We start from the raw sequence: 22,748 nt of genomic DNA on the forward strand, positions 1-22,748 counted from the left end.
GGGCGTGACCACTCGGAGCAGACTGACCCCCGCGGCGCGCCGCCACCAGCTGCTGACGGTGGCAGCGGAGCTGTTCGCGGCCCGGCCGTACGACGACGTCCTCATGGAGGACGTGGCCAAGCAGGCCGCCGTCTCCCGGGCCCTGCTCTACCGCCACTTCCCGAGCAAGCGCGACCTCTTCGCGGCGGTCTACCGGCAGGCCGCAGACCGGCTCCTGGACGCGACGCCGATCGACCGGTCCCTGCCCCTGATCCCCCAGGTACGCGCCGGACTCGACCGCCACATCGACTACTTCGCCGAGAACCGTCACACCGTGCTCGCCGCGAACCGCACGCTCGCGGGCGATCCCGTGATCCAGGCCGTCGTCCTCGGGGAGATGACCGTGCTCCGCGAGCGCCTGGCCGGTGCGGCCGCCTTCGACGCGGTGCCCCCCGAGCTGATGTCGGCCGTCCTCATGAGCTGGCTGGCCTTCGTCCGTGCCCTGTGCGTGGAATGGCTCACCCGGCGGATGTGCTCCCGCGACGCACTGCGCGAGACGTGCCTCGGCGCCCTGACGGGCGCACTCGGCCCCCTCGTCGGCCCCGGCCCGCTCACCGCCGACGGCGCCTGCCCTTGAGGAGGGCTACTTCTGCTGCTCGCGGCCGTGGTGGGCGAACGGGTGGTGGTGCTGGTGGAGGGGCACCGGCTCGCCGCGGCGGATGGCGCCCGGGGCGCGGCGGGCGGGGTGGTCGGCCCGGCGGGAGGAGCTCAGCTGCCAGGGCACGCTGGTGACCATCACGCCGGGGGTGAACAGCAGCCGGCTCTTGAGCCACAGCGCGGACTGGTTGTGCAGGAAGTGCTCCCACCAGTGGCCCACCACGTACTCGGGAATGAACACCCCCACCACGTCCCGGGGGCTGTCGCGCCGGATGGAGCGCACGTACTCCACCACGGGCCGGGTGATCTCCCGGTACGGGGAGGCGAGCACCTTCAGCGGGACGTCGGCGTCCAGGGCCGTCCACTGCCCCTGCAGGGCCTTGGTCTCCTCCCGGTCCACCGAGACGGTCAGCGCCTCCAGGTGGTCCGGGTGCAGGGCCCTGGCATAGGCCAGGGCCCTCAGCGTCGGCTTGTGGATCGTGGAGACCAGGATGATCGCCACCACGCGCGTGGGGCGCACCAGCTCGGCCCGCGGGTCGACGACGGCCAGTTCGGCGGCGACCGCGTCGTAGTGCCGGCGGATGCCGCGCATCGTCGTCCACAGCACGGCCGCGGCCACGACGGCCAGCCACGCGCCCTGCACGAACTTGGTGGCCAGCACGATCACCAGCACCAGGCCCGTGACGACGGCGCCGGTGGCGTTGATGACCCGCGCCGTCAGCCCCCGCCGCCGTACGGCCTGGTCGCCCTCCTCGCGCAGCGCGCGGTTCCAGTGCAGGACCATGCCCGCCTGGGAGAGCGTGAAGGAGGTGAAGACGCCCAGGATGTAGAGGTGGATGAGGCTGGTGACGTCCGCCTTGTAGAACCACAGCAGCAGCACGGCGGCCAGCGCCAGGGCGATGATGCCGTTGGAGAACGCCAGCCGGTCGCCGCGGTTGTGCAGCTGGCGGGGCAGGTAGCGGTGCTGGGCGAGGATCGAGGCCAGCAGCGGGAAGCCGTTGAAGGCGGTGTTCGCGGCCAGGATCAGCACCAGGGCGGTGGCCGCCTGGACGAAGTAGAAGCCGGCACTGTGCTCGCCCCCGAAGATCGCCGCGGCCAGCTGGGCGATGACCGTGCGCTGGGTGTACGAGCCGCAGTCGCCCGGCAGGCCGGTCAGCCGGCAGGAGTCGTCGGTGATGTGCACCTTGGTCAGCAGCGCGAGGGCCGTCACGCCCACGAACATGGTCACCGCGATGGCGCCCATGACGCTCATCGTGGTGGCCGCGTTCCTCGACTTGGGCTTGCGGAACGCCGGCACGCCGTTGGAGATCGCCTCCACGCCCGTCAGGGCCGTACAGCCGCTGGAGAACGCGCGCAGGCACAGCATGACCAGCGCGAAGCCGGCCAGCCCCGCGTCGCGCGGATCGGGCGCGATGCCGAAGCCGGCGCTCTCCGCGACGGGCGCGTGCCCCAGCGCCCAGCGGACCAGCCCAGTGCCGACCATGATCAGCACACCGGTGATGAACAGGTACGTCGGCGCGGCGAAGGCCTGGCCGGACTCCCGTACGCCCCGCAGGTTCACCCCCGTCAGCAGGGCCACGAAGCCCACCGCCATCACCACGCGGAAGTCCGCCAGCTGCGGCACGGCCGAGATGACGTTGTCCACGCCCGAGGCGACGGAGACCGCCACCGTCATCACGTAGTCGACCAGCAGCGACGCCGCGACCACCAGGCCGGCCGAGGGGCCCAGGTTCCGCGAGACCACCTCGTAGGAGCCGCCGCCGCTCGGATAGGCGTGCACCACCTGGCGGTACGACAGCACCACCACCGCCATCAGCGCCACGACCGCCGCGGCGATCCAGGGCGTGAAGTGCAGGTACGCCATGCCGCCCAGGGTCAGCACGAGCAGGATCTCCTGGGTGGCGTAGGCCACCGACGACAGCGGGTCGGAGGCGAAGATGGGCAGCGCCAGCCGCTTGGGCAGCAGCGTCTCGCCCAGCTCCTCGCTGCGCCTCGCCCGGCCGATGGCCAGCCGCTTCACGAGCCCCGTCAGGTTGATCACGAGGCCGAGCCTAGGTCGCAAGGGTCGCATATGTAGTGATTTGCCCACGCGGTCAGCGCGTCAGCAGCTGCAGCCGGAACACCCGCACCCCCCGCCCTGCCGCCCGGGCCGCATACAGGTCGTACACCGGCAGCACCGCGAGGATCCGGGCGCGCTCCGCGCGCTGCGCCGCGGGGGAGAGCAGGTGTGCGCGAACCGGGTGGGCCACGCCCCGCCAGGTGACCGTGGCGCGCGGGGTGCGCAGCAGGTTGGTGCTCCAGTGCGGGTGGCCGGGGCGGCCGAAGTTGGTGGCCGCGACCAGCCAGCTGCCGTCGGGACAGCGGTACGCGCACAGGGGCGTCGCATGCGGCCGGCCGCTGCGGTGCCCGGTGGTGGTGAGCACGACGGTCGGCAGGAGCAGCCGGCTGGGCAGCAGCCGGCCGCCCGTCAGCCGGTGCACGGCCCGGTCCAGGCGCGGCAGCACGTGCGGCGCGAGCAGCAGGAACGCACGGGTGGCCCCGGCCCGGGCGAGGGCCGGGTGCACGGGGCGGTTGCCGCTGCTCCCGCCGTCGCTCCCGCGGCTGCTCATGCGCCCGGCCAGGCGGAGAAGGCGCGCTCGGCCAGGGCGGTGACGGTCAGCGCCGGGTTGCAGCCGAGGCCGGCCGGGACGACCGAGGCGTCGGCGATGTGCAGCGTGGGGTGGCCGTGCACCCGGTGGCCCGGGTCGGCGACGGACGTGCGCGGATCGGTGCCGAGCGGGCAGCCGCCCGTCAGGTGCGCGGTGAAGGGCAGTCCGAGCAGGCGGTTCCACCACAGGCCGTAGGCGCTGCCGCCGATGTGCCCGGCGAACGCCCGCGCGAGGGTGTCGGCGGCCGGCAGCCGGGCGGGCTCGCCGGGGCCCTCGTCCGGCACGAGGGCCAGGCGCCCGTGCCGCAGCCGGCTGGTGAGCGAGGACGGCCGGGCCTCCATCGCCAGCAGCAGCGCCGTGCGCCGGCCGAAGCCCCGCACCGGCCAGTGGGCCAGGGCGCCCGGGCCGGCCCCGGCCAGCGGGGCCAACAGGGCGGACAACGGGTGGCCGGCGCCGCCGACCCGGCACAGTTGCACCACCGTCGCCTCGTCGGCCCGCACCTGCGCGCCGACGGCGACACCGGGGCCGACGTCGAAGCCGGGCGCCGCCACGGCCAGCAGCACCTCGCGGTTGGTGCAGGTCCGGGTGCCCAGCGCCGGCCCGAGGCCGGGCAGGGCACCGGCGGCGCGGCAGCGGTGCAGCAGCTCGGGCGTCCCCCACGCACCGGCGGCCAGCACCACGTGGTCCGCGCGCAGGCCGCCGCCCCGGCGGTACGGCGGGCCGCCGGTGGGCGCCGTGTGCACCCACCAGCCGCCGTCCGGGCGCGGGGCCAGCGCGGTCACGGTGGTCAGGGGCAGCACCCGGGCACCCAGCCGCCCGGCCAGGTGCAGGTAGTTCTTGACCAGGGTGTTCTTCGCCCCCACCCGGCAGCCCAGGACGCAGCGCGCACAGCGGGTGCAGCCGGTGCGGCCGGGGCCCCGCCCGCCGAAGTAGGGGTCCGGCACCGGCCGGCCGGGGGAGTCGAGCACGATGCCCACCCGGGTCGGCCCGAAGGAGCCGCCCGCCCCCGCGTCCCCGGCCACCCGGCGCAGCACCGCCTCACCCGCGCCGTCCGCGTCGGGCAGCGGCGCCGGGGCGGCGCCCAGCATGCGCTCGGCCACCGCGTAGTGCGGGGCCAGTTCGGCCGCCCAGTCCACCGCCGGGTCCCACCCGGCCCGGCGGAAGGCCCCCGCGGCGGGCCGGTGCAGCACCCCGGCGTACGCCAGCGAACCACCGCCCACCCCCACACCCGTGAGCACCAGCAGGTTGCGCAGCACCCGCACCCGGAGAATGCCGCGCAGGCCGAGCCGGGGAGCCCACAGCAGGCGGTGCGCCTGCCAGGGGGAGGCGGCGAAGTCGGCGTCGGCGAACCGGCAGCCGGCCTCCACGACCGTCACCCGGTGCCCCCGCTCCGCCAGGCGCAACGCGGCCACCGAACCGCCGAAACCGGAGCCCACGACGACGACGTCCCTGACCGTCATGACGGGTATGTACCCATGAAGGCGGGGAAACCTCACGGACCGGCCCTGGGGGGTGCCGATGGACGTCCCGACGGCTCGCGGAGCACTGCCGCTCATCGGCCACGGCGCCGATCTGTGGTTCCGTCCCACGGAGTTCATCGCCGGGATGAACGAGCTGGGCCCCCTCGTGCGCTTCCGCCCCGGCCTCCACCCCTCCTACCTCGTCACCGACCCGGGGCTGCTGCACCACCTCCTGGTCACCGGGGCCCGCGACTTCGTCAAGGGCCGCCTGACGGACACCGCCGGGCCGCAGCTCGGCGTCAGCCTGGTGATGGACATGCATGTCGAGGGCCTGACCCCCTCCGCCGCCCACCGGCGCCACCGCCGGGCGATCCAACCGGCCTTCCACCCCGAGCGGCTGGCCGCGCGGACGGCACTGGTCGCGCGCGTGACCCGCCACCGGCTCGCCCACTGGCGGCCGGGGCTGCGGCTGCGGCTGGAGAAGGAACTGCTGGCGCTGTCCAACGAGGTCAACGCGCTGGTCTTCTGCGGCGAACCGGCCGCCGCCGTGGCCGGCCCCCTCGCCGGCGTCCAGCGCAACCTCGTTCCCGGCCTGTACTGGCGCTCGGTCGCCCCGCGCTGGACCGACTCCCTGCCCGTACCCGGCACCGGCGGCTTCCTGCGGGCGCGCGCCCGGCTGCGCGCCGCGCTCCGCGCAGCCCTGCACGAACGCCGCACCGACCCGCGGCGCGACGACGGCGACGTTCTCACCGCCCTGGCCCGTGCCCGCTACGCCGACGACGGCAGCGGCCTGGACGACGAGCAGATCGTCCACGAGCTCGTCTTCTACCTCATCGCCGCCGCCCACGGCATCGGCGACATCCTGCCCTGGGTCTTCCACGAACTGGCCGCCCATCCGGACGTCGAGCGCCGGCTGCACGACGAGCTCGACACCGTCCTGGCCGGCGACGACGTGAACGCCGAGCACCTGCCGCAACTGGTGTACACGCGCCGGGTGCTCTGCGAGGCGCTGCGACTGTACCCGCCGGTGTGGCTGCTCGCGCGCCGCGCCCTCGAAGCCGTCGAGCTGGGCGGCGTACCCCTGCCGGCCGGTACGGAACTGGTCTTCAGCGCCTACGGAATGCACCGTCACCCGCGCCACCACACCGATCCGCTGCGCTTCGACCCCGACCGGTGGCTGCCCGAACGGGCGGCGCTGCTGCCCCGGTGCGCCTACGTGCCCTTCGGAACCGGGCCCCGCAAGTGCATCGGCGACCGGCTGTCCATGCACCAGATGCTGACCGTCGTCGCCACCGTCGCCACCCACTGGCGGCTGCGGGCCGTGCCCGGGTCCCGCCCGCACCCGTCGGCGCGCATCTTCCTCTCCCCGCGCTCGATCGAGATGATCTGCGCACCGCGCGTCAGCCGGCGATGAGCAGCACCGCCACCGTCAGCCCCGCACCGAGCAGCCCGCCGGCCCACACCTGTGCCGGCGTGTGCGCGCCCAGGCGGATCCGGGCCCAGCCGACGGCCACCGGCAGGGGTGCCAGGAGCGCGCACACCGGGTCCACGCGCAGCGCCAGCAGGGCGACGCTGCCCGCGGCCGCGCAGGTGTGCAGCGAGACCTTGCCGAAGCGGGTGCACAGCACGAACACCGCCCCGCCGGCGGGCGCCAGGGCGCCCGGTACCAGCACGTCGCGGGGGGCGCCCGCGCGCAGGCAGACCAGCCACACCACGGCCGCGGCCGCCGAGGCGCAGGCCAGCGGCAGCGGGCGCTCGGCGCGCCGGCTCAACGCCAGGTCCGACCACCAGCCGCGCCGTACGCCGAGGGCCATCACCGCCACGGCCACGGCGCCGCACACCGCGGCCGTAGCGCCCCACACCAGCCCTGCGTAACCGGGCCGGCCGGCGTGCCAGCTCACCGCGCAGCCCGCAGCCACCGGCAGCACGGGTGGTGAGAGGCAGCGCGCGGTGTGGCGCGCCAGCCGGTCGGCGGCGCTCGGGGTGGAGGGCGGTGCGGTCATGTCGGTCAACGAGCTTATCCAAGGCTATGATTGATGATTTCATCTTTTCGGATGGTTTGAGGTGTGAGTGGCGCCGGCACGGCGCAGACTCCTCTCAGCGTGCGGGAGCGCGAGGTGAGGAGGCGCCATGCCTCGTCGAGGTGCCCGGGCCGCCAAGTGGCGGATATCCGTGGTCAAATGGCTGCTGCGCGAGACCTACCCCATGGCCGTGGACGCCGCTGCCCGGCGGTCTGCTGCGGCAGGGGGCGGCCACCGGCCGCGCCACGTGGCCCTCATCATGGACGGCAACGGCCGCTGGGCGGCCCGGCGCGGACTGCCGCGCACGAGCGGGCACGAGGCCGGCGTCCGCGCGGTGTCGTCCGTGCTGGACGGCGCGCTGGAGGAGGGCATCGAGTACCTGTCGCTGTTCATCTTCTCCACCGAGAACTGGAACCGGCCCTCTGCCGAAGTGAACGCCTTGATGCGGCTGGCCGAGGAGGCCTCGGAGTCCTTCGAGGGCCATGTGGAGCGCGGAGTGCGCTTCTGGTGGCTCGGGTCGGAGGCCCGGCTGTCCCCCACCGTGATCCGCGCGCTGCACGAGGCGGAGGAGCGTACCCGGGCGGGCCGGGCCATGACCGTGGCCTTCTGCTTCAACCACGGCGGCCGTGACGAGATCGTGCGCACCGCGGCCGTGCTGGCCCGCCGCGCCGCCACCGGAGGGCTGGACCCGGAGGTCATCGACGAGCCGCTCTTCGCCCGGCACCTGCCGCTGCCGGACCTCCCCGACATCGACATGCTCATCCGCACCTCCGGCGAGCAGCGCATCTCCAACTTCATGCTCTGGCGCGCCGCCTACGCGGAGTTCTTCTTCGTCGACACCCTCTGGCCCGACTTCACGGGCGATCAACTGCGCGCCCTCATCACGGCGTTCGCCGCCCGCAAGCGCCGCTTCGGCACCGTCTGAGCCCTCCGGTGGTCACCGTCCGGTCGCCAGCCCGGCGTCGCGCACCCGGCCGCCGCCGACGGCCACCCGGTCCGCGCTGAGGGTGACGTCGGTCAGCTCCAGCCCGGGGGCGGCCGCCGCGGGCAGCGGCAGGTCCGCGGCGACGTGCACCGGAAGGACGCCCAGGAGCCGGGCGTCGATGCGGGTGAGGTCCACGTCGATGCCGCCCGACAGCCCGGCGTACGCGAAACGCGCCGTGGTCGGGTGGCCCGCCGTACGGACGGTCACGACGGCGTCGGTGAGCGTGGCGCGCTCCAAGCGGCACCGCAGCACCGGATGCCCCGCGCCGGCGGGGCGGACGCAGCCGACCGGGCCCGTCACCGCCCTGCGGGCGACGAGGGTGACCGGCGCGCCCGCGACGTCGCGGGCGGCGGCGGCCGCGAATCCGGCGCCCGCGCCCGGCCCCGGGGCGCGGGCGTCCGCGGCCGTGCACGCCAGGACCGCTCCGGCGCAGACCAGCAGAGTCCGCAGGACGGCAGGGCCGGCCCTCACCCCGCTTCCCGCTCGGGCGGCAGCCACGCGAACCCCCACACCCCGCCTGCGCCCGCGAGCAGGCTGCCCAGCAGCATCCCGCCGGCGTTGCAGGTGACCAGCGCGAGAAGGGCCAGGGCCAGCACGGTCAGCCCGACGGGCGTGTGCAGCCCCGGGTGCGTGGCCAGCATCACCGCGGCCACCAGCAGCGGCACGCTCGTGGACAGCCCGGCCCCGGCCACCACGCCGGCGACCTGAACGGCCGCCGGGAAGCCCGTGAACGGCAGCCAGAGCAACTCCAGCGCGCCGAGCACGGCCAGCACCGCCGCGCCCAGCGGCCGGCCGCGGCGCCAGGCGCCGAACCGCCGCCGCGCCGCCCCCGCCCGCGTCAGGAGCACTCGTGCCGGCCCGCCTCGATGCCGATGTCCACGTCGCTCAGCCGGAAGGTGCCCGCCGTGGCCAGCCACGAGGTGAACTCCGGCCGTTCGACCGTCGCATGGCGCGTACTGGCGCCGATGCCGCCCTCCGGAAGCACGCCGACGCGCAGGCCCTCGAAGACGGTCTCCCGGCCGCGCACCCGGTCGGTGTTGACGACGATGCCGGTGGCCAGGACGGGCCGTATGCGCCCGGCGCTGCCGCGCAGCGTCACCGGCCCGAAGGGGGTGGGCACGAGCAGGCTGGCGCACAGGCCCTTGAGCCAGGCCTGGTCGGCGGTCACCACGCCGACCGGGTGCCGGGCGCCGCCGTGCTCCACGAGCACGTCGGTGCGCTCGCTGAAGCCCTCGCCCTCCAGCCGCTCGCCCGTCAGCTTGAACGCGCCGCCGGAGGCCGCGGCCGAGACCGCCAGCACCCCGTCGGCCGTGGCCGCGAGCAGCCCGCAGGCCGCCGCGAGGGCGACACCGCCCGCCACCGCCAGCCGTGTCCGGTTCACCCGGCGTCCGCGCGTCCTCCTCGCCCCCTGCACGTCCTGCCCAACGGACGGGCGGTGGCCGCGGTGACGGCGGCCCGAGGGCGCCCGGGGGGCCGGCAGGGCCGTACGGAGCACGGGGGAGCGCACGCCGCAGGCACCGCGCCCACGGGTGTGACGGACGACGCGGGAGGTTCCCGCGGGCCGGCCCCGGCCTGCGCCGCTCCCCGTCCGGCCCGATGATGGAAGCCGGAAGGGAAGCGGACCTGCCGACGGAAGGGACCCCGCGGATGCGCGTGAGCGGACCCGTGCTCGTCGACGTCACCCGCACCGCCGTGAGCCCGCACGCCGTCGCGTGGGCGGCCGACGAGGCCGCCTGGCGCGGGCTGCCGCTGCACCTGGTGCACGCCCAGGAGTGGCCCACCGGCAAGCCGCCGCACGGCGGGCCGGGACAGGAGCTGCCGCACTGGGCCACGCACTTCCGGGCGGGTGGGGAGGCCCTGCTGCAGCGGGCCATGGAGGCCGCGCTCATGCGCCACCGGGAGCTGGAGCTCGTCCCCTCCCTGGTGGCCGGGCGGCGGGTGCACGTGCTGCGCGAGGCCGCCGAGTCGGCGGGGATGCTGGTGCTCGGAGCGCGCCGGTACACGGGGGTGGACACCCTGTTCGCCCCGGGCGACAAGAGCGACGCCCTGATCGGCCACCTGGCCTGCCCGGTGGTCCTGGTGCCCGAGCCGGCGGCCGGGCTGCCCGCGGACGCACCCGTCGTCGTCGGCGTGGACGGCTCACCCGCCTCGGACCTCGCCGTCGCCCTCGCCTTCGAGGAGGCGGCCCTGGCCGGCACCGGGCTGGTCGCCGTCGACGTGCGCCGTCCGCGGGACGCGGAGCTGCCGGAGTTCCTCGACGAGTCGCGGCTGGTGCTCTCCGAGGCCCTCGCCGGACACTGCGCGCAGTACCCGGAGGTGCAGGTCCGCCACGAGGTCCTCACCGGGGACCCCGCCGGGATGCTCGCCTCCGCCGCCCGCCGTGCCCGCTGCCTGGTGGTCGGGGCGCGGGGCCGGGGCGGCTTCCGCGGCATGCTGGCGGGCTCCACCAGCCGCACCCTCGCCCACCGGACGGACTGCCCGCTGATCGTCGCGCCCCCGCCGCAGGCCACCGGGCACCGCTGAACCACCGCTGAACGCCGGGGCGGGCACCGCCTCACTCGTGCGGGACGACGGCGACCGGGCACGGCGCGTGGTGCAGCGCACGGTGGCTGACCCGGCCCAGCTGCAGGCCGCGCAGACCGTGCCGCCGGGTGGCCCCGACCACCAGCAGGGCGGCACCCGCCGACAGCCGCACCAGGGCCTTGTGCGCCGGGCCCTCGACCACCGTGCGCCGGACGGTGACCCCGGGGTACCGCTCCAGCGGGCCGCGCAGCGCGTCCTCCAGCAGGGCGGCGGCCTGCTCGGCGTAGGCCCGGGCGGCCTGGTCCAGCACGACGAGGGGGTCGGCCTGCTGCTGCGGGCTGCGCCAGGCCCGTACCGCCTCCACCTCGCAGCCGCGCAGCTGCGCCGCGGCCACGGCGAATTCCACGGCCGCCGGGGCCTCCTCCTCCCGGCCGACGCCCACGACGACGCGCCGGCCGCTGCCCCGGACGTTCTCCTCGGTGCCGCGCACGACCACCACCGGGCAGTGGGCCCGGCCCGCCACCGACAGGCTCACCGAGCCCAGCAGCAGCTCCCGCACGGCGCCCCGCCCGGAGGAGCCGGTGACCAGCAAGGAAGCCCGGCGCGACTCCTCCACCAGCGCGTCCACCGGCTCGGCCGGCACGACCTCGGCGTGCACGTCGAGCCCGGGGGCCGCCTGCCGGACGCGCTGCCCGGCCGCGGCGGCGACGTGCTCGGCCAGCACCCGTTCGGGGAGCTCCTCCCCGCCGGCCGAGGGCAGACCGGCCTCGTAGCGCTCGAACAGCGAGGCGCACACGATGCGCAGCGGCAGCCCGCGCCGGGCCGCCTCGGCGGCGGCCCAGTCCAGGGCGGGCAGGCTGCCGGGGGAGCCGTCCGCGCCCACGACCAGGGGTCGCTCCACCGCGTCCACCACCTCGCTGTCGTACCGGACGTCGTCGTACCGGACGTCACCTTCCACGATGCCGCGCGGTGGGGCCGGTCCGCGATTCGGGCCCGCGGCTACGCCTCGGGGGCGCCCAGGGCGGTGAGGACGTCGCGCAGGGCGTGCTCGAAGAGCGGTTCGGGGTCGGTGAGGGCGAAGTCGAGGTGGCCGAACACCTCGACGGCCACCGCGCCGTACACGCGGGCCCAGCAGGAGACGAAGACGTAGATGACCTCCAGGGGGACGGGCTCGCCGGCCAAGTGCTCGCGCACCTCCTCCAGTTGGGCCGTCCACGCCGGATCCAGCCCGGCCGGTGGCGTGACGGTGCCGCGGCGCCACAGCTGGACCATCAGCTCCAGGAGGATCGTGCCGAAGCGCCAGCTGGGGTCGTGCGCGGCCGAACCGGGTGCGGTGTCGGCGTCCGTGAGCGGCTTGGCGAACAGCAGCCCGAATTCGCGGGGATGGGCCAGCGCCCAGCGGCGCAGCTGCCGGCACACCTCCCGCAGCCGCCCGCCCGGATCGTCGGCCGGCCGGCGCTCGCGGGCCTCGGCCAGCGAGACCGCCAGCTCGTCGTACAGGCGCGAGACCAGGGCCTGGACGAGGTCCCGGTGGCCGGCGTAGTAGCGGTAGAGGGCGGGTGCGGTCATGCCCATCTCGCGGGCGATGGCCCGCAGGGTGACGGCGGAGGGCCCCTCCTCGACCAGGAGCCGGCGGCCGGTGTCCAGGATCTCGGTCAGTGCCTGTTCGCGGACGCGGTGGCGGCGTCCGCCGGCTGGGGTTCCCGATGTGCCCGGCACGAGGGTGCCCTCGCCTTCTCTTGACAAAGTGAACACCTGTAACTTTAGCTTGTTCCGAAAGTTAACGGTGTTAGCAAATCTCTTCGGGGGACCCTCATGACCTACGGCATCGTCCTGACCTACACCGTCACGCCGCGCTGGCTCGCCCTGTCGCGCGAGGAGCGCAACGCCCTGCGCGCCCAGCACCTGGAGCCGGTCTTCGCCGCCTACGCGGACCGGGTGAAGGCCCGCTTCTTCGACGCCGAGGCCTTCAACGGCCGCTTCTCCGACTTCGCCCTGCTCGAGACGGAGGACCTGGGCGCGTACTACTTCCTCGTCGAGGCCCTGCGCGACACCCCGGTCATCGCCGAGGGCTACCTGGCCTTCAACGACGTCCTCCTGGGCGTCGAGGACGGCTTCCACACCTACGAGCAGGCCCTGACCGCCGCGGCCGGCCCCCGGTGACCGCACAACTCCACCCGCCCGCGCGCCGCTGGCCGCTGGCGGCGCTGCGGACCGCGGCCGTGCTGGTGCTGCTGGACACCCTGGCGCAGGCGGCACTGGCCGGTCTGTTCGTCACCGGCGACCTCGACTTCCTCGCCTGGCACGCGGCGAACGCCGGCGTGCTCGGCGCCCTCACCGTCGTCCAGACCGCCGCGGCCCTGGCCGTGTGGCGCGCCGCCCGCGGGCCCCTGTGGCCGGCCGTGGCCAGCGCGGTGCTCGCCGCCCTGGTCGGCGTGCAGCAAGGGCTGGGGGAGGCGCGCATCCTGGCCGGGCACCTGCCGCTGGGCATGGCCGTCTTCGGCTGCGCGGCGGGTCTGACCTGCTGGGCCTTCGCCCAGCAGGACGCCGCCCGCCCCGCGCCGGCGGGGGCGGCCGGGTGAGGCCCGCGCTCCCGGGCCGGCGGGGGTTCCTCGGGCTGACGGCCGCCGCCGGAGCGGCGATCACGGTGGGCGCGGCCGGCTGGTCCCGCCTCGCCGCGGCGTCCACCGGGCGCGTCCTGGCCAGTGCGGGCCCGCTGCCCCGGCCCTTCGCGGTGCCGTTGCCCGTGCCGCCGGTGGCCCGGCCGGTGCGCAGCGCGCACGGCACCGACTTCTACGAGGTCGAGCAGCGGGAGGGCACGGCGCAGATCCTGCCCGGCCGCAGCACCACGGTGTGGGGGTACGACGGGATCTTCCCCGGCCCGACCTTCGCCGCCCGCTCCGGGCGCCGCACCGTGGTCCGGGTGCGCAACGGCCTCGCCGTGCCCACCGTCACCCACCTGCACGGCGGCGTCACCCCGCCCGAGTCCGACGGCTACCCCACCGACCTGCTGCTGCCCGTGCGCTGCGCACCCGGCGGGGCGGACGCGGGCATGGCCGCCGCGCACGGCGGGCGCACGGCCGTGGGGTACCGCAGCTACGCGTACCCGCTGCCGCAGCGGGCCGCGACCCTCTGGTACCACGACCACCGCATGGACTTCAGCGCCCCGCAGGTCTGGCGCGGCCTGGCCGGCTTCTTCCTCGTCACCGACGCGGAGGAGGAGCGGCTGCCGCTGCCGCACGGGGAGCGCGACGTGCCCCTGATGCTGTGCGACCGCTCCTTCGAGGAGGACGGTTCCTTCCGCTATCCCGCCCCGCACGACCACGACGCGTTCCCGGACGGCGTGCTCGGCGACGTCCAGCTCGTCAACGGCGCGCCCTGGCCCGTCCTGGACGTCTGCGCCACCCGCTACCGCTTCCGCCTGCTCAACGCCTCCAACGCCCGCCGCTACCGGCTGCGGCTCGATGCCCCCGCCGGCAGGAGCGCGCCGTTCGTCCAGATCGGCAGCGACGGCGGCCTGCTGGCCGCGCCCCGGGCCGTGACGTCCCTCGCCATGGCACCCGGCGAACGCTTCGACGTCGTCGTCGACTTCTCGGCCTTCCCCCTCGGCAGCGAGCTCACCTTGCGCAACACCGCGGCCGCCGGCGGCATGCGCGACGTCATGCGCTTCCGCGTCGTGCGCACGGGGAAGGACGACAGCCGGGTGCCGGCCCGTCTGTCGACCTCGTTCGCCCCCCTCGTCCCGGACCGGACGATGCCGGTGCGCTCCTTCGACTTCCGCCGCACGCACGGCCCGGACGACCGGCAGATGTGGACGGTCAACGGGCGGCCGTTCGACACCGATGCGGTCCTGGCCTCCCCGCGGCTGGGCAGGGTGGAACGCTGGCGCTTCAGCAGCGACTTCCACCACCCCGTGCACGTGCACCTGGGCCAGTTCCAGGTGGTCGCCCGCGGCGGCCGGGGGCCGGGGCCGGCGGACGCCGGCTGGAAGGACACCGTCGACGTCCGCCCGTACGAGGTGGTCGAGGTCCTCGTGCGGTTCACCCATTACCAGGGCCGCTACATGCTGCACTGCCACAACCTCGAACACGAGGACATGGCGATGATGGCGAACTTCCAGGTGGTCTGACGGGGCGAGCCCGGTGTCGACTGCGGCCACGAGGTGTCCGCGATCGTCGCTGGCGTGAGCAACGAGCGCGCGACGCAGCCGCAAGGAACCCGACGAGATGAGCGCCAAGAACCGCCGGGCGCTCGAGCGCGTCGTCTCCGTGTGAACGCCGACCGGGTCGTCGACCTGGGCCCCGGCGGCGGCAGCTCCGGCGGCGAGGTGGTCTTCGAGGGGACGCCGGCCGGCCTGGCCGAGGCGGAGCACTCCCTGACCGGTTTCTTCCTCGCCGCGTCGCTGCCCGGCGCCACGTCACTGCCCGGTCGGACGACCTGACGCCCGTAGGCGGGTGCCGTGAGCCCCCGGACAGGAGGCGAGCCTTCCTGCCCGGGAGCCTGGGCGGCACGCGGCGTCAGCCGCGCAGCGGGCCCTCGCACACGTAGTCCGCCGTGCCCGCGGCACGGCCGGACCACTGCTCGACCTTGCCGAAGGAGCAGTTCATGTCGGCGAAGTTGTTGCTGCGGGGCTTGGTGCGGTCGAGGATGAAGTAGTCGACCGTCTCGGACATGTCCTTGAAGACCGCATCGGCGTTGCCCGGGCTGCTCAGGTTCGCGGTGATCCTGCCGTTGCACACGAACCGGGGGCGGTCGGGGGAGCCGGCGGTGCGGCAGTCGTCGGGCGCCTGGCCCGTCGCGGCCGCGAAGGACGAGCGGACCTGGGAGGCCGAGGCGTCCTGCAGCCGGCTCACCGGGGTGAACGCGGTGGCCGGCACGTACAGGTCCTTGACCTGGCCGATCTGCTTGTCCAGGAAGGCGTTGTAGTCCCGCTGCACGTACCAGTCGCGGCCCATGCGGCTGCGCCAGGCGTCGAAGCCCGCGACGTCGTTCGCCCGCAGGTAGCCGTACATCTCCCGCAGCTGCGAGGGCCGCTCGTTCCACAGGAACTCGAAGAACGTGCCCGCGTAGTTGTAGAAGCGGAAGCCGTCGCGCTCGTACTCGGCGTGCAGCAGCTGGTCGACGCTCATGCGCGGCCCGCCGTTCGCCGTGTCGTTGATGATGCCCTGCACCAGCGACTTGCGGACCTTGACGCCGTCGTCGCGCGTGGAGCCGGCGAAGAACTCGGCCGTGCCCTCGTCCATCGCCGTCGTCCGGTCGCCCTGGTACCACGGGCCGTCGCCGAAGCTGCCGGGCACCGCCCAGCGGCCGTTGAGGTAGTGCGTGTACTCGTGGCGGAAGAGCTCCTCCAGCGTGAGCGTGGAGTCCTGCGGCACGCGGCGCTCGTACGTGTAGAACGTCGCGCCGTTCTCGATGTAGATGCCGCCGTTCTTGGTGTCCATGCCCGTCAGCAGCGGGTGGTAGATCTCGTAGTCCTGGCGGGAGGCGTACAGCACGATGTTCAGCGTGGAGTTGGTGTCGCCCGCCAGCGGCTGGTCGGTGCCGAGCACCCGGTGGTACTGCGCCTTGACCTGCTTGCTCGCGTAGTACAGCCGGTCCACCGTCTCGCGGGGGAGCGCGGTGCGGACCTTGATGCCGCCGTTGTCGTACGTGTACGTGCTCGGGAAGAGCCGGCGCTCGATGTCCGCCTTGCACACGCCGTACTGCTTGCACATGTCGAGCTGGTTGAGCCAGGTGACGACCTTGCCCCAGGGCTCGCTGCCCTGGCCGAAGGTCCGCACGACGGTGTCTAGCACGCCGCCGAGCGAGGAGCCGATCTCGCTCTTGAGCGCGCCGATCTGGCTGAGCCGGCCGTACTCGTTGATCGCGTCGCGCGCCACCCAGTCGTTGGGCGTGCCCTTGAGGTGGCCGTAGCCGGCGAACGCCTTGAGCGCCGCGCGGTAGGCGGGGTCGGCGGTGGCGGCCGCGACGAAACCGGGGTCTTCGTTGTTGACGCCCAGGTAGCCCACGGACAGCGCGCCGAGGGCGGCGTTGCCCCAGGCCGGGTCATTGGCGGTCTGCGGGTGGGAGGCGTCCAGCATGCCCAGGATCCGCTTCATCAGCGGCAGCTGGTACTGGCGCAGCTCGGGGGTGCTCGCGGCGTAGAGCGCCTCGCGCAGGGTGGTGCCGTTGGTGGCCGTGGCGTCGAAGGTGTGCTGCCCGATGCCGAAGTAGTAGACGGCGCGGCGCACGGCTTCCACGGTCGTGGCGTCGGAGAGGTCTATCTCGTCGTGCGCGAAGTCGTGGTAGGCCGCGGCGTGGAGATAGGTGAACATCTCCAGCAGGTGGTCGGTGTTCTTCCCGTCGTGCCAGTAGCCGTAGCGCTCGGCGCGCAGGGCCACGGCCCGTACGTTCTCCCGGGAGAAGACGCGGGTCATGCGCGAGTCCCAGGTCCACAGGACGCTGCGCAGACAGCCGTCGGCGGTGACGGCCGGGTCCATGAGAAAGTCCGCGAACTGTTCCGGGCCGAGGCCGGCGATGCCGTCGACCGTGCAGGCCACGGTGACGCCGCGCACGGTGACGCGCGGCGCCGCCGCCACGCCCTTGGACGTGCCCTGCGCGGCCTTGTCGGTGGCGGGGCCGGGGATGGCGGCCTTGGTCAGGCCGCGGGGGGCGGTGGGCTTCTCGATCGCCGGGCGCGGCGCGTCGGCGAGACGTTTCACCTCGTCGAAGGGGTTGGGCGCGGCCTTGGTGGCCTTGGTGGCGGTGGCGGGTGCCGGGGCCTTGGCGGGGGAGGGGGCCGCCCAGCCGGTCTGGCCGGCGGTGGCGCACAGCGTCACGGCGATGGCCGCGGTGAGCAGGGGTCTGCGAACGGTTCTGCGCAGGGTGGAGAGGGACACCGATGTACTCCTGGTGGGAGGTGTGCGTGGGAGGTTGCACGGCGCGAGCGCGTCGTCCGTGGGGGGTGCGAGGCGGCGCCGTGTGACACGTAACGTAGTAATGTGAAATGGCACTGACAACCCCTCAGTCCGTTTTCGTTCATCCCAGCGCCATGACAAGTTGACGGTTAATCAGGCATTTCCCCCCAGGAGGAGCCCCTCATGAGCCGACCGCCGGCCAGTGCCCCCCGTACGGTCAGTCACGATCTCCCCGTCGGCCCCGAGCTGGAGAAGTTCATGGCGGGCGGCTGGGCGGCCACCCCGCTGCCGGGCGACATCCGGCTGCCGGTGGCCGCTCTCACCGCGGGCCGCCGGGCGAAGCTCTCCGCACGCTTCCCCGGTGAGCGGCTGATCGTCCCCGCGGGCGAACTCAAGGTCCGGTCCAACGACTGCGACTACCGCTTCCGCCCGCACAGCGCGTACGCCTGGCTGACCGGGCTCACCGGCGAGGAGCAGGCCGGCCACGTGCTGGTGCTGGAGCCCGACGGGCCGCACGGGCACGAGGCCGTGCTCCACATACGCCCGCGCTCCCCGCGCGGCGCCGGGTCCGCGGAGTTCTACCGCGACCGCCGCTACGGCGAGTTCTGGGTGGGCCGCCGCCCCGACCTCGCCGAGGCGGAGCGCATGACCGGCATCCGCTGCGTGCACCTCGACGCGCAGGACCGGCTGCCACAGGGCCGCGACGCGGCCACCGACGCCGAACTCGCCGCCGCGATCAGCGAACTGCGCCTGGTCAAGGACGCCTGGGAGGTCGAACAGCTGCAACTGGCCGTCGACCACACCTCAGCCGGCTTCGAGGACGTCGTGCGGGCCCTGCCGCGTGCCCTGGCCCACCCGCGCGGCGAGCGGTGGATCGAGGGCGTCTTCGCCCTGCGCGCCCGCGCCGAGGGCAACGGCACCGGATACGAGACGATCGCCGCCTCCGGCGCGCACGCGTGCGTCCTGCACTGGATACGCAACGACGGCCGCCTGAACCCCGGCGACCTGCTGCTCCTGGACGCGGGCGTGGAGACCGACACCCTCTACACCGCCGACATCACCCGCACCCTGCCGCTGTCCGGGCGCTTCAGCCCCGTCCAGCGCCGGGTCTACGAGCTCGTCCTCGCCGCACAGGAGGCCGGCATCGCCGCCCTGAAGCCCGGCGCGAGCTTCCGCGACTTCCACCGGGCCGGCATGCGCGTCATCGCCGAAGGCCTCGCCGAGTGGGGCGTGCTGAAGAGCGCGGAGGGCGACCTCCACCGCCGCTACACCCTGTGCAGCAGCGGCCACATGCTCGGCCTCGACGTCCACGACTGCGCCCGCGCCCGGGCGGAGACCTACCTGGACGGCGTCCTGGAGGAGGGCCAGGTGCTCACCGTCGAGCCCGGCCTGTACCTGCAGCCCGACGACGAGACCCTGCCGGCGGAACTGCGCGGCATCGGCGTGCGCATCGAGGACGACCTCGTCATCACCGCAGACGGAGCCCGGCTGCTGTCGGGCGCGCTGCCGCGCACGCCGGACGCGATCGAGGCGTGGATGGGCGAACTGACGGAGCGGTAGAAAAAACGCCGCCCGGCCCGGTACGGTCCGGCAGACCCTTGGCAGGAGTAGTGCAATGTGAAATATTACTGCCGTGTCTCAGAGCAACTCCCCTGACGTCATCGTCGTCGGAGCCGGGGTGGTTGGCGCCGCCTGCGCCTACTACGCCGCCCGCAGCGGCCTTTCCGTCACCGTGATCGACCGTGGTCCCGTCGCCGGCGGGACCACGGGCGCCGGCGAGGGCAACCTCCTGGTCTCCGACAAGGAGCCCGGCCCCGAGCTCGAACTCGCCCTGCTCTCCACCCGGCTGTGGCGCGACCTCGCCGACACGCTGCCGCCCGGCACCGAGTACGAGCCCAAGGGCGGCCTCGTCGTCGCCGCGCACGAGGGCGGCATGGCCGCGCTGCGCACCTTCGCCGCCAAGCAGCGTGCCACGGGGGTGAGCGCCGAGGAGATACCCGCCGACCGGCTGCACGACCTCGAACCCCACCTCGCCGCCGGCCTCGCCGGCGGCTTCCACTACCCCCAGGACGCGCAGGTGCAGCCCGCCCTCGCCGCCGCCCACCTGCTGCGCGCCTCCGGTGCCCGGGTGCGCACCGGCGAGCAGGTCACCGCCGTCCTGACCGGCGGCCACGGCGAGGTCCGCGGCGTGCGCACTCCGGCCGGCGACACGCACGCGCCGTACGTCGTCAACGCCACCGGCACCTGGGGCGGCGAACTGGCCCGCCTCGCCGGATCCCACTTGCCCGTCATGCCCCGCCGCGGCTTCGTCCTCGTCACCGAACCGCTGCCGCGCGTCGTGCGGCACAAGGTCTACGCCGTCGACTACGTCGCCGACGTCGCCAGCGGCTCCGCCGCCCTGCAGACCTCCGCCGTCGTCGAGGGCACGCCGTCGGGCCCCGTCCTCATCGGCGCCAGCCGCGAACGCGTCGGCTTCGACCGCACCCTGTCGACCGAGGCGCTGCGCCGCCTCGCCGACGGCGCCACCGCCCTCTTCCCCGTCCTCGCCGGCGTGCGGGTGATGCGCACCTACGCGGGCTTCCGCCCCTACCTGCCCGACCACCTGCCCGCCCTCGGCGCCGACCCGCACGTGCCCGGACTGCTGCACGCCTGCGGCCACGAGGGCGCCGGCATCGGCCTGGCACCGGCCACCGGGGCGATCGTCGCCGACCTGATCGGCGGCAAGGAACCCGCACTGGACATCCGCCCCTTCGACCCCGGCCGCTTCGCCGCGACCACCTGAAGACCCCCACCTACAGATCCCGCGCCTGAAGACCCCGCACCCGAAGACCTCCACCTGAAGACCCCCGCCCGCGCACCCGCAAGGAGAGCCCGCAGTGCCCCGTACCCCCGCCGGACTGGTCGAGGCGGAGCCCGGCCCGCCCTTCGAGATCACCTTCGACGGCCGTACGGTCACCGCCCTGCCCGGCCAGAGCCTCGCCGCCGCCCTGTGGTCCGCCGGCATCCTCGCCTGGCGCACCACCCGCGACGGCGGCCGCCCGCGCGGCGCGTTCTGCGGCATCGGCCAGTGCTTCGACTGCCTCGCCACCGTCAACGGCCGCCCCAACCGCCGGGCCTGCCTCGTGCCCGCCCGCCCCGGCGACCGCGTCACCACCCAGGAGGGACACGGCCGTGCCGACCTCGCCGTCTGACACCTACGACCTCGCCGTCGTCGGTGCCGGCGCCGCCGGCCTCGCCGGAGCCGTCACCGCCGCCGCAGCGGGCCTGACCGTCGCCCTGCTGGACTCCGCCGCCCACACCGGCGGCCAGTACTTCCGCCACCCCGCCCCCGCCCTCGGCGCCGCCCGGCCGCAGGCCCTGCACCACGACTGGCCCGCCTACGCCTCCTTGCGCGAACGCCTCGCCGCGAGCAGCGTGGCACACCTGCCCGGCCACCACGTGTGGACCGTCACCCGCCAGGCCGAGGACCGGTGGACCGTGCTGGCCCTGACCGGCACCGACGGCGAGGCCGACGAACCGGTGACCGTACGGGCCCGCGCCGTCCTGCTCGCCACCGGCGCGTACGAACGCCAACTGCCCTTCCCCGGATGGACGCTGCCGGGCGTCGTCGGCGCCGGCGGCGTCCAGGCCATGCTCAAGTCCGGGCTGGTCCTGCCCGGCAGGCGCATCGTCGTCGCCGGCAGCGGACCCCTGCTGCTGGCCGTCGCCTCCTCGCTCGCCACCGCCGGTGCCACCGTGCCCGCCGTCGTCGAGGCCGCCGGCTACCTCGGCTACGCCCGCCACCCGCGCGCCCTGGCTGCCAACCCCCGCAAGCTCCGCGAAGCGGTGATCCACGGCTCCGCGCTGCTGCGCCACCGCGTACCGCTGCACACCCGCAGCGTCGTCACCCAGGTGCACGGCACCGACCGCGTGGAGGCCGTCACCGTCGCCCGCGCCGACCGCACCTGGCGGCCGGTGCCCGGCACCGGCCGGCGCATCGCGTGCGACGCCCTGGCCACCGGCCACGGGCTCGTCCCGCAGATCGAGCTCGCCACCGCCCTCGGCTGCGCCACCCGGCGCACCCCCGACGGCACCACGGCGCTGGTCCTCGACGACCTCCAGCGCACCTCCCTGCCCGGCCTGTGGGCCGCCGGCGAACCCGGCGGCATCGGCGGCTGGGAACTCGCCCGCACCGAGGGCGAACTGGCCGGCCTCGCCGTCGCCGCCCGCCTCGGCGGCCGCCCGCTGCTCACCGGTGGCACCCGGCTGCGCGCGCTGCGCCGCGACCGGGCCCGGCTGCGCGCCTTCGCCGAGGCCATGGCCACGGCCCACGCGCCCGGCACCGGCTGGACGCAGTGGCTCGGCGACGACACCGACGTCTGCCGCTGCGAGGAGGTCACCGCGGGCCGCGTCCGCGAGGCCGCCCGCGACCTCGGTGCCCACGACGCCCGCACCGTCAAGCTCCTCACCCGCGCCGGCATGGGCTGGTGCCAGGGGCGGATGTGCGGGCAGGCGGTGGCCTGCCTGGCGGCGGAGGGCACGGCGGAGGGGACCGTGCCGCCGTCCGCCGAGCGCAGGCCGCTCGCCGTACCCGTACCCCTCGGAGCCCTGGGCTCCGTACCCACCGATCCCGCCGGACCGGCCGAGCCGGCCGAACGGCCGACCACAGAAAGGCCCACCGCACCATGACCGTCAACTCCTGGAGCCCCGAGCGCCCCTGGCGCGGCATCATGGTCGCCACCGCACTGCCGCTGCGCGACGACCTGTCCGTCGACCACGACGCCTACGCCGAGCACGTGCGCTGGCTGCTCGAGAACGGCTGCGACGGCGTCGTGCCCAACGGCTCCCTCGGCGAGTACCAGACCCTCACCCCCGACGAGCGCGCCCGCGTCGTGCGCACCGCCGTCGAGGCGGCCGGCGACGGCGCCCGCGTCATGCCCGGCGTCGCGGCCTACGGCGCCACCGAGGCCCGCCGCTGGGCCGACCAGGCGGCCGAGGCCGGCTGCGGCTCCGTCCTGCTGCTGCCGCCCAACGCCTACCGCGCCGACCAGGAGGCCGTGCGCGCCCACTACGCCGAGGCCGCCCGGGCCGGCATACCCGTCGTCGCCTACAACAACCCCATCGACACCAAGGTCGACCTCACCCCGGCCCTGCTGGCCCGGCTGCACGCCGACGGCGACATCGTGGCGGTCAAGGAGTTCTCCGGCGACGTCCGGCGTGCCTACGAGATCGCCGAGCTCGCCCCCGAACTCGACCTGCTCATCGGTGCCGACGACGTCCTGCTCGAACTCGCCGTCGCCGGCGCCGTCGGCTGGATCGCCGGCTACCCCAACGCCTTCCCCGCCACCTGCGCCGCCCTCTACCACGCCGCCGTCGGCGGCGACCTGACCACCGCCCTGCCCCTGTACCGGTCGCTGCACCCGCTGCTGCGCTGGGACTCGAAGACCGAGTTCGTCCAGGCCATCAAGCTGTCCATGGACCTGGCCGGCCGCCGCGGCGGACCCACCCGGCACCCGCGCCTGCCGCTGACCGGCGAGATGGAGGCCGCGGTGCGCGCCGCCACCGAGAAGGCGATCGCCGACGGACACCACTGAGCCGCC

General features: G+C 74.9%; 23 protein-coding genes. 13 read left to right on the plus strand and 10 right to left on the minus strand.

Translation table 11 applies throughout. From position 1 onward, the window contains the following. The first annotated feature begins 4 nt into the window (after positions 1 to 4). Positions 5 to 616: a TetR/AcrR family transcriptional regulator gene (locus ABD361_RS05140; RefSeq protein ID WP_344433488.1), complete on the plus strand. Its 612-nt coding sequence runs from the start codon at positions 5 to 7 to the stop codon at positions 614 to 616. Positions 617 to 622: 6 nt separating this feature from the next. Here ABD361_RS05140 and ABD361_RS05145 read toward each other — a convergent pair whose 3' ends face one another. From ABD361_RS05145 to ABD361_RS05155, 3 genes are read right to left on the minus strand one after another with little or no spacing between them, the layout of a single operon-like run. Continuing rightward, positions 623 to 2,677 (minus strand): APC family permease, encoded by a 2,055-nt coding sequence (locus ABD361_RS05145; protein WP_344433489.1) that lies wholly within the window; start codon positions 2,675 to 2,677, stop codon positions 623 to 625. Between the two features lie 52 nt (positions 2,678 to 2,729). After that, entirely contained in the window at positions 2,730 to 3,245 is a 516-nt protein-coding gene (locus ABD361_RS05150; protein WP_344433490.1) for a nitroreductase family deazaflavin-dependent oxidoreductase, read from the minus strand. Beyond that, positions 3,242 to 4,744 (minus strand): FAD-dependent oxidoreductase, encoded by a 1,503-nt coding sequence (locus tag ABD361_RS05155; RefSeq protein WP_344433491.1) that lies wholly within the window; start codon positions 4,742 to 4,744, stop codon positions 3,242 to 3,244. Before ABD361_RS05155 ends, ABD361_RS05150 begins: the two co-directional genes overlap by 4 nt. A 58-nt stretch (positions 4,745 to 4,802) precedes the next feature. Between ABD361_RS05155 and ABD361_RS05160 the strand changes: the two genes are divergently transcribed. Continuing rightward, positions 4,803 to 6,158, plus strand: a complete 1,356-nt coding sequence (locus ABD361_RS05160) for a cytochrome P450 (protein WP_344433492.1) — start codon at positions 4,803 to 4,805, stop codon at positions 6,156 to 6,158. Here the strand turns inward: ABD361_RS05160 and ABD361_RS05165 are convergent. Further along, positions 6,145 to 6,747: a phosphatase PAP2 family protein gene (locus tag ABD361_RS05165; protein ID WP_425583153.1), complete on the minus strand. Its 603-nt coding sequence runs from the start codon at positions 6,745 to 6,747 to the stop codon at positions 6,145 to 6,147. The genes ABD361_RS05160 and ABD361_RS05165 overlap by 14 nt on opposite strands. 127 nt (positions 6,748 to 6,874) lie before the next feature. Between ABD361_RS05165 and uppS the strand changes: the two genes are divergently transcribed. After that, complete coding sequence (gene uppS / locus ABD361_RS05170; RefSeq protein WP_344433495.1) at positions 6,875 to 7,690, plus strand: polyprenyl diphosphate synthase; 816 nt, start codon at positions 6,875 to 6,877, stop codon at positions 7,688 to 7,690. A 12-nt stretch (positions 7,691 to 7,702) separates the two neighbouring features. Here the strand turns inward: uppS and ABD361_RS05175 are convergent, their stop codons facing one another. The 3 genes from ABD361_RS05175 to ABD361_RS05185 are packed head-to-tail and all read right to left on the minus strand — an operon-like array spanning position 7,703 to position 9,131. Continuing rightward, positions 7,703 to 8,221, minus strand: a complete 519-nt coding sequence (locus tag ABD361_RS05175) for a hypothetical protein (protein WP_344433496.1) — start codon at positions 8,219 to 8,221, stop codon at positions 7,703 to 7,705. Further along, the gene (locus ABD361_RS05180; RefSeq protein ID WP_344433497.1) at positions 8,218 to 8,598 is read right to left on the minus strand and encodes a DUF6114 domain-containing protein; all 381 of its coding nucleotides are present in this window, start codon (positions 8,596 to 8,598) and stop codon (positions 8,218 to 8,220) included. The genes ABD361_RS05175 and ABD361_RS05180 overlap by 4 nt, the downstream gene beginning before the upstream one ends. Beyond that, positions 8,589 to 9,131, minus strand: coding sequence for a DUF6230 family protein (locus tag ABD361_RS05185; RefSeq protein ID WP_344433498.1), 543 nt, complete (start codon positions 9,129 to 9,131; stop codon positions 8,589 to 8,591). The genes ABD361_RS05180 and ABD361_RS05185 overlap by 10 nt, the downstream gene beginning before the upstream one ends. Positions 9,132 to 9,403: 272 nt before the next feature. Here ABD361_RS05185 and ABD361_RS05190 point away from each other — a divergent pair, with 272 nt between their 5' ends. Beyond that, entirely contained in the window at positions 9,404 to 10,273 is an 870-nt protein-coding gene (locus ABD361_RS05190; protein ID WP_344433499.1) for a universal stress protein, read from the plus strand. Between the two features lie 31 nt (positions 10,274 to 10,304). Here the strand turns inward: ABD361_RS05190 and ABD361_RS05195 are convergent, their stop codons facing one another. Beyond that, positions 10,305 to 11,231, minus strand: coding sequence for a universal stress protein (locus ABD361_RS05195; protein ID WP_344433500.1), 927 nt, complete (start codon positions 11,229 to 11,231; stop codon positions 10,305 to 10,307). Positions 11,232 to 11,272: 41 nt separating this feature from the next. Then, on the minus strand, positions 11,273 to 11,992 hold the full coding sequence (locus ABD361_RS05200) for a TetR/AcrR family transcriptional regulator (protein ID WP_344433501.1): 720 nt from the start codon (positions 11,990 to 11,992) through the stop codon (positions 11,273 to 11,275). A gap of 96 nt (positions 11,993 to 12,088) precedes the next feature. Between ABD361_RS05200 and ABD361_RS05205 the strand changes: the two genes are divergently transcribed. From ABD361_RS05205 to ABD361_RS05220, 4 genes are all read left to right on the plus strand, one after another. Then, complete coding sequence (locus tag ABD361_RS05205; RefSeq protein ID WP_344433502.1) at positions 12,089 to 12,436, plus strand: darcynin family protein; 348 nt, start codon at positions 12,089 to 12,091, stop codon at positions 12,434 to 12,436. Then, the gene (locus tag ABD361_RS05210; protein ID WP_344433503.1) at positions 12,433 to 12,855 is read left to right on the plus strand and encodes a hypothetical protein; all 423 of its coding nucleotides are present in this window, start codon (positions 12,433 to 12,435) and stop codon (positions 12,853 to 12,855) included. Before ABD361_RS05205 ends, ABD361_RS05210 begins: the two co-directional genes overlap by 4 nt. Further along, a complete protein-coding gene (locus ABD361_RS05215; protein ID WP_344433504.1) occupies positions 12,852 to 14,402 on the plus strand; it encodes a multicopper oxidase family protein in 1,551 nt (516 codons plus the stop codon). Before ABD361_RS05210 ends, ABD361_RS05215 begins: the two co-directional genes overlap by 4 nt. A 141-nt stretch (positions 14,403 to 14,543) precedes the next feature. Beyond that, positions 14,544 to 14,714: a hypothetical protein gene (locus tag ABD361_RS05220; protein WP_344433506.1), complete on the plus strand. Its 171-nt coding sequence runs from the start codon at positions 14,544 to 14,546 to the stop codon at positions 14,712 to 14,714. A gap of 76 nt (positions 14,715 to 14,790) precedes the next feature. Here ABD361_RS05220 and ABD361_RS05225 read toward each other — a convergent pair whose 3' ends face one another. Continuing rightward, positions 14,791 to 17,151 carry a collagenase gene (locus tag ABD361_RS05225; protein WP_344433507.1) on the minus strand — a complete coding sequence of 787 codons (2,361 nt, stop codon included), beginning with the start codon at positions 17,149 to 17,151 and terminating at the stop codon, positions 14,791 to 14,793. A gap of 201 nt (positions 17,152 to 17,352) precedes the next feature. Between ABD361_RS05225 and ABD361_RS05230 the strand changes: the two genes are divergently transcribed. The 5 genes from ABD361_RS05230 (at position 17,353) to ABD361_RS05250 (ending at position 22,742) form a co-directional block, all read left to right on the plus strand. Then, a complete protein-coding gene (locus ABD361_RS05230) occupies positions 17,353 to 18,729 on the plus strand; it encodes an aminopeptidase P family protein (protein ID WP_344433508.1) in 1,377 nt (458 codons plus the stop codon). A gap of 73 nt (positions 18,730 to 18,802) precedes the next feature. After that, on the plus strand, positions 18,803 to 19,951 hold the full coding sequence (locus ABD361_RS05235; RefSeq protein ID WP_344433509.1) for an NAD(P)/FAD-dependent oxidoreductase: 1,149 nt from the start codon (positions 18,803 to 18,805) through the stop codon (positions 19,949 to 19,951). Positions 19,952 to 20,045: 94 nt separating this feature from the next. Further along, positions 20,046 to 20,360 carry a (2Fe-2S)-binding protein gene (locus ABD361_RS05240; RefSeq protein ID WP_344433510.1) on the plus strand — a complete coding sequence of 105 codons (315 nt, stop codon included), beginning with the start codon at positions 20,046 to 20,048 and terminating at the stop codon, positions 20,358 to 20,360. Further along, positions 20,341 to 21,837 carry an FAD/NAD(P)-dependent oxidoreductase gene (locus tag ABD361_RS05245; protein WP_344433511.1) on the plus strand — a complete coding sequence of 499 codons (1,497 nt, stop codon included), beginning with the start codon at positions 20,341 to 20,343 and terminating at the stop codon, positions 21,835 to 21,837. Before ABD361_RS05240 ends, ABD361_RS05245 begins: the two co-directional genes overlap by 20 nt. Further along, complete coding sequence (locus ABD361_RS05250) at positions 21,834 to 22,742, plus strand: dihydrodipicolinate synthase family protein (protein WP_344433513.1); 909 nt, start codon at positions 21,834 to 21,836, stop codon at positions 22,740 to 22,742. Before ABD361_RS05245 ends, ABD361_RS05250 begins: the two co-directional genes overlap by 4 nt. Positions 22,743 to 22,748 lie beyond the last annotated feature (6 nt).

The sequence above is a fragment of the Streptomyces luteosporeus genome, from assembly GCF_039532865.1.
Lineage (GTDB): Bacteria > Actinomycetota > Actinomycetes > Streptomycetales > Streptomycetaceae > Streptomyces > Streptomyces luteosporeus.

Bases quoted from the DNA above. Each gene is read 5' to 3' on its own strand.
- ABD361_RS05205 (WP_344433502.1), top strand. From the start codon at position 12,089: ATGACCTACGGCATCGTCCTGACCTACACCGTCACGCCGCGCTGGCTC.
- uppS (WP_344433495.1), top strand. From the start codon at position 6,875: ATGCCTCGTCGAGGTGCCCGGGCCGCCAAGTGGCGGATATCCGTGGTC.
- ABD361_RS05155 (WP_344433491.1), bottom strand. From the start codon at position 4,744: ATGACGGTCAGGGACGTCGTCGTCGTGGGCTCCGGTTTCGGCGGTTCG.
- ABD361_RS05160 (WP_344433492.1), top strand. From the start codon at position 4,803: ATGGACGTCCCGACGGCTCGCGGAGCACTGCCGCTCATCGGCCACGGC.
- ABD361_RS05165 (WP_425583153.1), bottom strand. From the start codon at position 6,747: ATGACCGCACCGCCCTCCACCCCGAGCGCCGCCGACCGGCTGGCGCGC.
- ABD361_RS05150 (WP_344433490.1), bottom strand. From the start codon at position 3,245: ATGAGCAGCCGCGGGAGCGACGGCGGGAGCAGCGGCAACCGCCCCGTG.
- ABD361_RS05250 (WP_344433513.1), top strand. From the start codon at position 21,834: ATGACCGTCAACTCCTGGAGCCCCGAGCGCCCCTGGCGCGGCATCATG.
- ABD361_RS05230 (WP_344433508.1), top strand. From the start codon at position 17,353: ATGAGCCGACCGCCGGCCAGTGCCCCCCGTACGGTCAGTCACGATCTC.